We start from the raw sequence: 11,735 nt of genomic DNA, 5'->3' as shown, positions 1-11,735 counted from the left end.
CTCTATGACACATGTCCAAGCTGTTCAGCTGATTTCAGCACTTCTGCTCCGTTGCATGTGCCATAATGGACGGTATTAATGACGTCGACCGGAACCCCCTTTGATTCTCCTAATTTTTTCAGCTGCGGAAGCATATAACGGACTTGCGGGCCGAGAAGCAATACGTCCGCTTTATCAATATGATTTTGTACAGAATCACCTGAAACTGCCCAAATGGTATAGTCTTTTCCTTGTTCCTGCGCACTTTTTTCCATCTTGCTCACCAATAAGCTAGTAGACATGCCTGCTGCACAAACGAGTAATATATTCATGTAAAAGACCCCCTAGAGTTTGATCAATTTTGTAATGTCCTGTTGTTGATATCATCATATTATGAAATCGCTTTCATAAACACTCAAGGTTTTTCCGCAGGAAACGGAAAAAAGGTATATACAGGCTGTCAGCTCAGCTTTTTTTGGTCAAACACATCCGAAAGCTCTTGATACGAACGGCATTTGATCAGCTGGTTCACTGCTGCCGGGTCATCCAAAATACTGCCGAGCAGTTTATACATGCTTTGCAAATCCGCTTTGTTCTCCTTTTCGACACAAAGCAAACAGACAAATTGAACACGCTGATTCTCCCAATCTATCGGTTTTTTGAGCGTACAGACGGCCCAAAACGTTGTTTTTGTCTGCGGAACGAGCGGGTGCGGGATGGCAACAAGATTGCCAAAGCACGTTGGCGACATGTCTTCTCTTTCAAAAATGGAATCTATGATCTCTTTATCGGCATAGCCGCAATCAACCGCTTTCTGCCCTAAAAATTGAATCACTTCTTCTTTTGAGCGCAGATCCTCAAGGAAGAAAACGAGTTCTTTTTTTAGGTAGCGGGCCGCTTTTTCTTTTTCATCACTCAGAATGGATTCGATTTTTGTAAAGTCGGTTCCTCCCAGGAGTGTATTGACCTTCAACACTGGTACAGGGAGCTCTTTTTTGATCGGGATAGTACTGATGACAAAATCAATGGATTCATAGGACATCTGGTCAAGGCTGTAATACTCAGCAGTTCCAAAAATATCGAGCCGCTTGCCGAAATGGGAACGGAGTTTTTCGCGCAGAAGCTGGGCGCTTCCGGCACCCGATGCGCACACAATGATACAGCGTTTCGGCGGGCTTTCTGTTTTTTTCCGTTCAATCGCGGCGCCAAAATGGAGAGCCAGATACCCAATTTCGTTTTCATGAATGTCGATGCCCGTTTGTTCCTTTATAACCATCCCCGCAATGATCCCAGCTTCAAAGGCGAGAGGATAATGTTCCTTGATTGCTGCCAGCATCGGATTTCGCAGGTTCATGCCGTATCGGTTGCGGCTGATCGCCGGCTTCATATGCAGCGCCAAGCCAATTTTCAGCTCTTTGTCATGCAGGATGCCGAGCTTCAGTTCATGATCAACGGCTTCAATCATCGCAAATGTCAGCTGATCGGTTTCTTCGTCTATTGAAAATGTGTCTTCCCCACATTGTTGTTGTGTCATTCGTTTTGTGCCGAGGAGATGCATGGCGATATAGGCCGTCTCGTCTTTCGGAAATGTAACGGCAAGCGCTGATTCCAGCTCTTTCACGATGGCTTCGGCAGCATGATATTCTTTTTGATGCAGGATATGATCCATATCTGCCGGGAAAAGCGATACATAGTTTTCCGTTCTGATCCGTTTACAGGCGATAGCGATATGGATGATGAGGTTATTCAGTCCCAAGTTGGACAGAGGGATGCGGTCGTCTTTCATTTTTTTCAGGATGGCGGAACGGATAATCTCAATTTCTTCATTTGGCAAAATATCAGCCTTTTCATTCAGAACATCAATCTCCGTTTCTCTTTCATCGACAATGTACTCCGCCATACAGTACCTCATCTGCACCTCGTCCCCACGCAGCTTGAAGCCGTAATTTGGGCGTGTTTCCATAACGATGCGGTAAGGCAGCAGCAATTTCTTTACTTCTTTTAAATCTGTTTGGAGTGTAGATTTTGAGATAAATAGTTCTTCAGCCAGTTCATCGAGCTTGAGGTAATGCTCTGCCAGCAGCAGGCGTTTCATGAGATAAGCCATTCTCTCCTCCGGCAATACCGGCAGGCCCTTTTTTTGCTGAAACACATCTTGCAGCAGCGCTCTAAATGTCTGCTCGTCATGAATGCAGAGTTTGTAACCGGAGCCTCTTACCGATTGGACAAAGGCGCCATGGCCGCTGAGCACACCTTGCAGTTCCTTTATATCATTGCGGACCGTCCGCGTCGTCACATTTAATTGCGCGGCAAAAAACGAGCTTGTCACCGGGGTTTCAGCCGCCATCAGCAAGCGCAGAATATCACGAAGTCGCCCATGAAGCATGAGAAAAACCTCCTATCAAGTAGATGCAGGGATAAAATAAATAGGCAGAAAGGATGATGAAGGAATGTGAAATGTATATAAATTCTATAATGGGAAGAATGGCAAGTCAATGAACATCAGGAGGACTAGAGGGAAAACCGACCCATAAAAAACAGCCGGGTTCAGCCGGCTGTTCGGGAAGCGGACATATTCTTTTGTTTAGACGCCTTGCGATCCTTCATGATTTTTCGAACAATCGGGTAAATGACTGGCGCCCATTTGATAACGGTTTTGATCATTTTTTTCAAAGCTCCGATTCTCCCTTCTTTTTCTCAACCATTCCCCTGATTGCCTTTTGCTTAAACATGCTAACGCGACACGTACCTGTTTCCCGTCACCCAGAAACGCCACGGATAATCGCGCGCCTCTCCGCTGTTATCGATGCCGATACGCGGGCCTGTTGAAATGTCTTCCGGTGTATACCCGCTTTCGATGTAAAGCGGCTGTTCCGTGATCCAGCGTCCATAGTCATTCATCGTGACGCCAAGGGCCTTCGTAAGCTTTCCGGGCCCGTTTGTCCATTCCCTCGGATGCCGGCCCTGTCTTCTCTCCTCCATTAACAGTTGGCCTTCATGAGGCTCAATCGCCCTAATTAATACTGCTTGCGGGACATCTGCTTCTGCGGCAACGACATTCAGCAATGTATGGGTGTGCATCACGTATGTATACACCCGCCCAGCTTCAGCAAACATAATCTCCGTCCGCTTCGTCCGGCGGTTGTTAAAGCTGTGGGCCGCTCTGTCTCCGGCACCCATATAGGCCTCTGTTTCCACAATATAGCCTGACGCTGTGCCTTCGTCTGTTTCTTTTACCAGAAGGCAGCCGAGAAGCGCCGGGGCAAGCTCAAGAGCGGTTTTTTGATAAAACGTGATCGGCAGCGGATTTTTTTCTCTCGTCACGAATCGACCTCTCCTTTTACAGATGTTTGTACACTGTACCATTCCCGAAGCTGGCGAGAAAAAACGGCTGTTTTAAAATCTTTCCATTAAGGGAATATTGTTACCGTTCAAAAAAGGAGGGTCAACCAATGAAAGATGATCATCAAAACAAACATCACGGAACAAATGCCCAAAGCAGCGAGGATGCGCTTTCTCATAAGACATCTGGGGAAAACGAGTCAGAGGATACCTTAACGAACAGACAAGGGCACCCTGTCACTGACAACCAAAATGTGAGAACTGTCGGGAACAGAGGGCCTACAACACTTGAGAACTACGATTTCCTTGAAAAAATCAGCCACTTTGACCGTGAACGCATTCCTGAGCGGGTTGTTCATGCCAGAGGAGCGGGTGCACATGGGTATTTTGAAGCATATGGGAGCTTTGGAGACGAACCGATTTCAAAGTACACCCGAGCCAAGCTCTTTCAGGAAAAAGGCAAGAAAACGCCGGCATTTGTCCGTTTTTCTACGGTGAACCATGGAAAACACTCACCTGAAACATTGAGAGACCCGCGCGGTTTTGCCGTTAAGCTTTATACTGAAGACGGAAACTGGGATTTGGTCGGGAACAACCTGAAAATCTTTTTTATCCGCGACCCGCTGAAATTTCCGGATCTTGTGCACGCATTTCAGCCTGATCCAGTGACCAACATCCAAGATGGTGAACGTATTTTCGACTTCATTTCTCAGTCTCCTGAAGCGACACATATGATCACCTTCTTGTTTTCGCCTTGGGGAATCCCAGCCAACTACCGGCAAATGCAGGGTTCAGGCGTACACGCCTATAAATGGGTGAATGAGGAAGGCAAGGCCGTCCTCGTGAAATATCATTTCGAACCGAAGCAAGGCATCCGCAACCTGACACAGAAGGAAGCGGAAGAGATTCAAGGGAAAAACTTTAACCATGCAACACAGGATTTGTATGAAGCAATTGAAAATGGAGATTATCCGGAGTGGGAAGTGTATGCCCAAATCATGAGTGATGATGAGCATCCTGAATTGGACTTTGATCCGCTCGATCCGACAAAGCTGTGGTATAAAGACGATTTCCCATGGAAGCCGATCGGCAAATTGGTACTTAACAAAAATCCGGAAAACTACCATGCGGAAGTGGAACAAGCTTCATTCGGAACAGGAGTGCTTGTTGACGGACTCGATTTCTCAGATGACAAGCTGCTTCAGGGGCGGACGTTTGCCTATTCTGATACACAGCGCTACCGTGTAGGCGCAAATTACCTGCAGCTTCCGATCAACTCCCCGAAAAAGCATGTCGCCACCAACCAAGAAGGCGGGCAAATGCAATATCGGGTCGATAGAGCAGAAGGCCAAAACCCGCACGTCAACTATGAGCCATCGATTATGGGCGGGCTGAAGGAAGCGAAACAGGATGGAAAAGATCATACGCCGCATGTCGAAGGTGATGTAAAGCGTGAAGCGATCGACAGAACGAACAACTTCGGACAGGCCGGAGAAACGTACCGAAGATTTACTGAATTTGAACGGAACGAATTGATCACGAACCTAGTTAATACACTTTCTACATGCCGAAAAGAAATCCAGGATCAGATGATTAAAAATTTCACAAAAGCTGATCCGGACTACGGAAAACGCGTGGCGGAAGGACTGAAAAAGGTCTCCGAAAATAACAGCAACGGACCGATCGGCACAACAGAGACTGAACAGGCTGCAAAGCAGGCTGAACAGGAAAGCCATCCGTCTGATCCGTATTAAAAACAACGAACAGGGCTTTTTAGAAGTCCTGTTTTTTATTTTCCTATTGAAACGCTTTCAGCAATTGTGTTGTACTGGAAGGAAAGGGGTGGAGAAAAACGATGGAATTACAGCAGGACATGATTCCTCAGAAAAAAACAATCGGCGCTTTAGATCACGCCGTTTTTTTAAGCATGGTATTTTGCTTTTGGTTTTCAGGCTATATTTATGTGCCTGTATTCAGTCTTTATTTGGAGGATCTGCACTTTTCATATGGCACAATCGGCATCATTCTCGGCAGCTACGGGGTTACGCAAATCCTTTTGCGCTTCCCGCTCGGCCTTCTGTCAGACATCCTTTTTTCTCTGCGCAAGCAATTGTTAATTGCCGGGTTTGGGTTTTCCGTCCTCAGCAGCCTGCTGTTTCTGATGTTTGATTCTTTCTTCTTCGTGCTGGCCGCCCGGCTGTTTGCAGGGATAACCGCCTCTATGTGGGTGATGGCGACCATTTTATACGCGCATTATTTCAACAATGGCAATGCGTCAAAAGCGATGGGCATTATGCAGTTTTTCACCGTCATGCCTCAATTTGTCAGCATTGTGTTCTGCGGGCTTGCGGCAGCCCACTTAGGCAGGCAGGTTCCATTTTGGATGGCGCTCGCTGCCTCAGCCGCCGGCCTCGTGATATGCTGCTTTATTAAAGACCCGTCGGCCTCTCCCGCAAACCGCGACACCATCCGTGTGACGCAATACATCCAAGACACATTGCGGCTGCCGAGGCTGAAGCTTTTCACCATCCTGTCTATGACGGCCCATGCGGTGTTATTTATGACAGTGTTTGGATTTACGCCGCTTTTCATTAATCAGCTCGGAATGGGCGACGCGGAGCTGCTTTGGGTGATGAGCGCCTTTTTCCTCCCTCACGCAGCCGCCACATTAAGCTTTGTGTTTCTGCGCTTTACAAGCCGCATCGCTTACTCCGTGATGCTGATCAGTTTTGCTGTCACCGGAGTCTGTTTGCTATTCGTTCCTTTTTCAGCTACATTGATCACGGTTTGCATCACACATGCCTGCATCGGGCTGGCACTCGGTTTCGTATTTCCTCTGCTGCTAAGCCGGGTTGTCGACATCAGTTCTGCCCGTTTGAAAATGTCGGTTATGGGATTTTATCAATCGTTTTATGCGCTGGGTATCTTCCTCGGGCCCCTTTTTGCCGGAAAAATCGCACAGCTTTTCGGACTTGCCGAGGTTTTTTATGGAGCCGGGGCACTGGCATTTGCCGCCTTTCTTGTGATGCTCACGCAAAAGCGTAACATGATCAATTAATAGCTTTCATACCGCCGGAAGCGCCACACTGAAAATATGGCCAGAAGCACGATGCACAAAACGGAGAATGTGAGCGACCATCCGAAAAAATCCGCCCGCTCTCCATGAAGCAGGATATGCTCCGCCTGCTTACATAGCTCAGCCGGAAGCCATTTCGCATCATCGGGAAATAGCGATACAGCAAAGGAAACTGCGGCTGTCAGCCCGATCCCAGAAGCCGCGGCTGCTCCGAGAGACCGAAACATCGTACTTCCGGCAAGGCCGGCAGTCACAATAAACATAATCCAAAGAGCGTAGAGGCCAAGGCTTACGGCAAAACGGCTGAAGGATGTGTCCTCAAACAGCAGCCGGACGTAATAATAAGCAAGCCCGTATCCTGCTGCAAACGACGCAATGCCGATCACGCTTTGGGTGAGCCATTTGCTCACGATATAATGGGCTGCCGTCACAGGCCTCGACATGATCAGAGACGTTACGCCTTGATTTCTTTCATTCGCCACGCTGCCCATAACGCTGAAGATGACCAGAGCCATGCCAAGCGTGTTGAATTGAGAAAGCGTGCTGACCATCACTTCAGACCCGGAAGGCATCGTAAAACTGATTTTCATGCCATCAGGAAGGTTTCCTCCGTGTTCAATGATTTCTGGCATATAATAAATGGTTAGCGGCTGTGTCAATCCCACGATCATCATCGCGATCGGCAGCCAGATCAGCTTGCCGCTTTTCCACCCTTCCAGCCATTCCTTCTCCACTAGCGTCATCATCACCTTCATACGTGCACCACCTTTAGATAGACGTCTTCAAGCGACTCCGTTTTCTGTTCAAAATGAGTGACGGTCAATCCCGTTCGGATACAATCACTCAGCAATGTCAGGCCTGCATGTATATCTGGAAGCTCGAAAACAGCTTGGGACGGATTCATATAGACAATACCTGATACGTAAGGCTTCTCTTCAAGCCAGCCCTTCAGCTTCTCTTTCACTGTAAGGATGAAAACGTTCGTTTGATGCAGTTTTTTTAGCTGCTGTAATTCGCCTTTCCATGAAACCTCCCCGTTTTTCATGATCACCACCTGATCACATACCTGTTCTGCATCGTGCAAAACGTGTGTGGAAAACAGAACAGCCATATGCTTCTTCAGCTCCAACATCATGTCCAGCACCTCGTACCGTCCTGACGGATCAAGAGCGGACACTGGTTCATCCAATATCAACAGCTTCGGTTTATGGAGCAGCGCCTGTGCCAGACCGAGTCTTTGCTTCATGCCGCCTGAATAGCCGCCGATTCTTTTGTGTGCGGATTCCTGCAAGCCGACAAATTCCAGCATCTCGCCGATTTCCTCTTGGCATTTTTTCTTTGAAAGACCTGACAGTCTCCCGGCAAATGTTAAAAACTCGTTTGCAGTCATCCACGAATAAAAAGCAGGATACTGCGGGAGGTACCCGATCAAACGCCGGTCCGGCTTTTTCTCCCCTAACAGCTTGATGGTTCCAGAGGTTGGCGAAAGCAGGCCGGCCAGCATTTGCAGCGTTGTGGTTTTACCGGCCCCATTAGGGCCTAATAATGCGACACACTCGTTTTCATTTACGTGGAAACTGATATTCTTTACAGCTTCATGATGCCGGTACGATTTGCATAATGATTCAATAGACAGCATATCCGCTTACCTTTGCTTTCTGCCGACGGTAAAAAACAAAATCGGCCCGATAATATTGATACATACGATGATTGCGGCCCACATCCACTTTGGCCCGTTCGTCCGTTCTTCTTTTATACAGCTGATAAGGGCAAACACCGCTAAAACCAACTGTAATACAATCAGCGGCAAAATCATTTCCCAAGAAATATTCATGGCTTGATCCCCCTTTTCTCCCGGTCCGGCTTTATAACAAAAAAGTAATAGCAAATCAGAGGCATCGGTGCTGTAATTAGTCCGACAATCCCCCAAACCCATGCCATGCGATTTCGTTTTTTCGCATCAATAAATAAAAAGATTCCCTGCGCCAATACGATGAGATAAGCCGCAGCCGTTATGATCATTTCTGTTTGTGTCATCGGCGCTCCACCTCGCATTCCCCGAGCTGTCTTTTTTTCTCGGCCACAATCAAAATCGGCAGGGTAGCAAGCACACAAACCTGAAGTACAATAAACACAGCGGGAGCTTGAGTGAATGCCAGGATCGCCGCACTCACAACCATCAGCGCGCAGAATACAAATAAGATGATCTCTTTCAGCAGTTTTCTTCTGCGTTCAGCTTTCATTTGTGACAGCTGGTAAAGCAGTTCTTTTTGATCCGGTATAGAGGGATTGGCTGTTTCATCAATTTTCTGCAATTCTGATTTTAAATGAAGAGATCGCTTTTCTTTATTCATCGTCCCACTCCTTTCTGATTTGCTGGAGCCCTTTATGAACTCTGGACTTCACCGTGCCTTCCTTGATCTGCAGCATCAGCCCGATTTCGGCGTAGGTATAGCCGTAGTAATGCCTTAATAAAACAGGCGTGCGCAGTTTAGGGTCCAGCTTTGAAAACAGATCAAGCGTCTCGCTCCATTCTGCCCCTTTCACTGACACGTCCCACTTGATCTTGCGGATTGCTTCCTCCGTAACTGTCTGATTCCGTTTCCATTCTCTCTTTCTCTTTTTCTGGTGATCGAGGTAGAGCCTGGATGCAATAGAAATCAGCCACGTGGAGAATTTGGAACGGCCTTGGAAGCTTCTTAAATGAATGTAACCTTTCAAAAAGGTTTCCTGAACGAGCTCCTCACTGAGGTCAGGATGAAGAGAAAGTTTTAGCAAATATTTATATAAAAAAGAATAATGATAGTGGAAAAGAGCTGTAAACGCTTCGTCGTCTCCCTCTTTCGCCTGTTGTATCAGCTGCTGTTCTTCGTGTGTATCCAATGGCCGCGATCCCCCCTTTTTTGTTTTTCTGCCTTATGAGACGACACCGGATTTAAAAGCGTTCATCTTTTTTTACAATTCTTTTCAGCCATTGACAGATCAGGCTTCCCGGCCGTATGGCTGCACATCCGCATTTGTAAACCCCCGCACAGTCTGTTAAGCTATGACTTTATGTCGATTTTAAATAACATCCAATATGGAGGACGATGCATTGAAAGTAGAAAGGCGAACGATTGAATATATTCCGAATGAAGAAAGACATGGTAAAGCGAAAGATTTATTTCCCGTATGGTTCGGGGCTAATATGCATATCACCACGTTAGTGACCGGCACGATTCCCGTTGCAATGGGACTTAATCTATTTTGGAGTGTTGCCGCTATTATTTGCGGAACATTAATCGGTGCCATATTTATGGCGTCTCATTCCGCGCAAGGCCCTCAGCTTGGCATCCCGCAAATGATTCAAAGCCGTGCCCAATTCGGCGTAATCGGAGCGATTCTTCCCCTCTTCTTAGTTATGTTTATCTACCTTGGTTTCTTCGCAAGCAGCACGATTCTGGCGGCTGGAACCTTAAGCAGCTTTGTTCCCATCCCGGGATCATGGAGCATTATAGGCTTAAGCGCCGTATGTTTTTTACTCACCATTTTCGGCCATGATTTGATTCACAAAATGCAAAAAATCCTTTCTTGGACCTCTTTTGCTGTATTTTTTGCTGCAACAATACTCATTTTTCAATTGCCAATTCCGGCAGGCAGCTGGATTCCCGGAGCAGTTGATCTGCCAATTTTCTTGGTGGCGGTCAGCGCAGTCGCGACGTGGCAGCTTGCATACGCACCGTATGTTGCCGACTATTCAAGATATCTGCCAGTTAAAACACCGGCTTCTCAAACATTTTGGTACAGCTATGCAGGTACATCTGTCAGCTCCATCTGGATGATGCTGCTCGGTGCTTTGCTGACAACAGCACTTCCTGACTTTACGGCAAACTCAGGCAGCCAGATTGTCCAATTGTTTGGCCCCTTCTCGTTCATTATGCTGATCATTGTATTATTTGGGCAAATGGCGATCAATGTTTTTAATCTGTATGGGGCTTTCATGTCTACAACAACAACGCTTGAGCCGTTTCTGAAGTTAAAAGTCACGCCGAAAGTAAGAATCATCATGATCCTCGGCGTCACGCTTGTCGGCACAGTCTTAAGCCTTCTCGGGCAAAGCAATTTTATGGAGCTGTTTTTGAATTTTATCTTTTTCATCAGTTATTTCTTAATTCCGTGGACGGCAATCAACTTAGTCGATTACTACTTCGTCCGCCACGGAAACTATCAAGTCAAAGCCATGTTTGATGTGAACGGCCCATATGGAAAAGTCAATTGGATTACTACGATTGCGTTCGTCCTGTCCATCTTGCTTGAAATCCCATTTATCAATACGTCCTTTTACATTGGACCGCTGGCCAAAATGTTTGGAGGCGGAGATATCGCCTGGATTGTCGGCTTGGCCGTGCCTTCTATTCTTTATTATGTATTGATGAAACCGCGTCTGAAAAAACGGGCGGGTTATCAAGAAAAGCTGTCTTCTCTATGAAGACAGCTTTTTATCATTCAAATCGTTTCCACACACGAGGCAGCACATCAGAAAGCTCGTGAGCGAGCAGCGTATGAGCGGAGTGCTCGTCCGTCCAGAGCTCGGCGCACGCACCGTGCAGATAGACTGCGTTTAATATGGCGTGCTTCGGGTCTTCGTGGCAGCAAAGCATGCCCAATATCATGCCCGTCAGCGTGTCACCGGTTCCACCCTTGGCGAGCGCCCCGTTTCCGGTTGGGTTGCACCAGCAGTCGCCATCAGGGAAGGCGATAACGGTTTGATTTCCTTTTAACACAATGACAGCCTGCAGCTGAGCCGCCCATTCCTTTGCATATTCCGCTCTTTTGTTTTGCAATTCGTTCACCGGCACCCCTGTCATACGGGAAAACTCGCCCGGGTGCGGCGTGAGGATGACGGGCGCCTCCCGTTTCGGATACGTGCGCTTCGCCAGCGCTCCGGCATCCAAAATTACGGGGCAATCCGCCGCAAGCACATGATCAACTGCCTGCCGTACGCTTTCGGTTTGCGGCAGCCCCGGTCCGATGGCAATGGCCCGGTACGTCTCTTCAAGCTGAGCGTCCGCCGCTTTTTGCCAGCCGTTACGCCAATAGGTCGCCTCGGGCAGAACAGGAACAATCAGCGGGATCACGCTTTCAGACGTCCCGATGACAAGCTTCCCCAGTCCGCTTCGCATGGCCCCGAGCCCCGAAAGAAGCGCCGCTCCCGGCATATCGTCGCTGCCCGCCAGCAGCAAAGCTGTACCGTACGTGCCTTTATGGCTTTCTGCATCTCTTTCAGGGAGCGAAGCCCTCACATGCTCTTCCGTCCAAATTGGAACATTCATCTCTATCCCTCCTCTTCGTTCTCTAC

At 47.7% G+C, this 11,735-nt stretch carries 14 protein-coding genes; 3 read left to right on the top strand and 11 right to left on the bottom strand.

Annotated features, from left to right (window positions below; genetic code table 11):
* Window positions 1-2 precede the first annotated feature (2 nt).
* From licB to AC4CV5_RS01435, 4 genes are all read right to left on the bottom strand, one after another.
* Window positions 3-311, bottom strand: coding sequence for a PTS lichenan transporter subunit IIB (licB, locus tag AC4CV5_RS01450; RefSeq protein ID WP_003218755.1), 309 nt, complete (start codon window positions 309-311; stop codon window positions 3-5).
* Window positions 312-439: 128 nt separating this feature from the next.
* Entirely contained in the window at window positions 440-2,365 is a 1,926-nt protein-coding gene (gene licR, locus AC4CV5_RS01445; protein WP_490921984.1) for a transcriptional regulator LicR, read from the bottom strand.
* Between the two features lie 161 nt (window positions 2,366-2,526).
* On the bottom strand, window positions 2,527-2,643 hold the full coding sequence (locus AC4CV5_RS01440; protein WP_109571642.1) for a hypothetical protein: 117 nt from the start codon (window positions 2,641-2,643) through the stop codon (window positions 2,527-2,529).
* Between the two features lie 69 nt (window positions 2,644-2,712).
* On the bottom strand, window positions 2,713-3,303 hold the full coding sequence (locus AC4CV5_RS01435; RefSeq protein WP_166846811.1) for a DNA-3-methyladenine glycosylase: 591 nt from the start codon (window positions 3,301-3,303) through the stop codon (window positions 2,713-2,715).
* 128 nt (window positions 3,304-3,431) lie between these two features.
* Between AC4CV5_RS01435 and katX the strand changes: the two genes are divergently transcribed.
* Window positions 3,432-5,075, top strand: coding sequence for a catalase KatX (gene katX / locus AC4CV5_RS01430; RefSeq protein ID WP_490921983.1), 1,644 nt, complete (start codon window positions 3,432-3,434; stop codon window positions 5,073-5,075).
* A 101-nt stretch (window positions 5,076-5,176) separates the two neighbouring features.
* A complete protein-coding gene (locus AC4CV5_RS01425; RefSeq protein ID WP_248602317.1) occupies window positions 5,177-6,379 on the top strand; it encodes an MFS transporter in 1,203 nt (400 codons plus the stop codon).
* Here AC4CV5_RS01425 and AC4CV5_RS01420 read toward each other — a convergent pair.
* The 6 genes from AC4CV5_RS01420 to sigY are packed head-to-tail and all read right to left on the bottom strand — an operon-like array spanning window position 6,376 to window position 9,280.
* Window positions 6,376-7,152, bottom strand: a complete 777-nt coding sequence (locus AC4CV5_RS01420) for an ABC transporter permease (protein ID WP_166846802.1) — start codon at window positions 7,150-7,152, stop codon at window positions 6,376-6,378. The genes AC4CV5_RS01425 and AC4CV5_RS01420 overlap by 4 nt on opposite strands.
* The gene (locus AC4CV5_RS01415; protein ID WP_490921982.1) at window positions 7,149-8,036 is read right to left on the bottom strand and encodes an ABC transporter ATP-binding protein; all 888 of its coding nucleotides are present in this window, start codon (window positions 8,034-8,036) and stop codon (window positions 7,149-7,151) included. Before AC4CV5_RS01415 ends, AC4CV5_RS01420 begins: the two co-directional genes overlap by 4 nt.
* 6 nt (window positions 8,037-8,042) lie before the next feature.
* Entirely contained in the window at window positions 8,043-8,231 is a 189-nt protein-coding gene (gene yxlE / locus AC4CV5_RS01410) for a sigma Y negative regulator YxlE (RefSeq protein ID WP_003218770.1), read from the bottom strand.
* Complete coding sequence (yxlD, locus tag AC4CV5_RS01405) at window positions 8,228-8,434, bottom strand: sigma Y negative regulator YxlD (RefSeq protein ID WP_166846796.1); 207 nt, start codon at window positions 8,432-8,434, stop codon at window positions 8,228-8,230. The genes yxlE and yxlD overlap by 4 nt, the downstream gene beginning before the upstream one ends.
* Window positions 8,431-8,751: a YxlC family protein gene (locus tag AC4CV5_RS01400; protein WP_166846793.1), complete on the bottom strand. Its 321-nt coding sequence runs from the start codon at window positions 8,749-8,751 to the stop codon at window positions 8,431-8,433. Before AC4CV5_RS01400 ends, yxlD begins: the two co-directional genes overlap by 4 nt.
* Window positions 8,744-9,280: an RNA polymerase sigma factor SigY gene (gene sigY, locus AC4CV5_RS01395; RefSeq protein ID WP_222142296.1), complete on the bottom strand. Its 537-nt coding sequence runs from the start codon at window positions 9,278-9,280 to the stop codon at window positions 8,744-8,746. Before sigY ends, AC4CV5_RS01400 begins: the two co-directional genes overlap by 8 nt.
* 211 nt (window positions 9,281-9,491) lie before the next feature.
* On the opposite strand from sigY, the gene AC4CV5_RS01390 reads away from it, so the two are divergent.
* The gene (locus AC4CV5_RS01390; RefSeq protein ID WP_166846789.1) at window positions 9,492-10,865 is read left to right on the top strand and encodes a cytosine permease; all 1,374 of its coding nucleotides are present in this window, start codon (window positions 9,492-9,494) and stop codon (window positions 10,863-10,865) included.
* Between the two features lie 13 nt (window positions 10,866-10,878).
* Here the strand turns inward: AC4CV5_RS01390 and AC4CV5_RS01385 are convergent, their stop codons facing one another.
* The gene (locus AC4CV5_RS01385) at window positions 10,879-11,709 is read right to left on the bottom strand and encodes an NAD(P)H-hydrate dehydratase (RefSeq protein ID WP_166846786.1); all 831 of its coding nucleotides are present in this window, start codon (window positions 11,707-11,709) and stop codon (window positions 10,879-10,881) included.
* Window positions 11,710-11,735: the final 26 nt, after the last annotated feature.

Source organism: Bacillus sp. NS1 (assembly GCF_058248265.1).
This window is presented reverse-complemented; position numbering and strand designations above follow the sequence as displayed.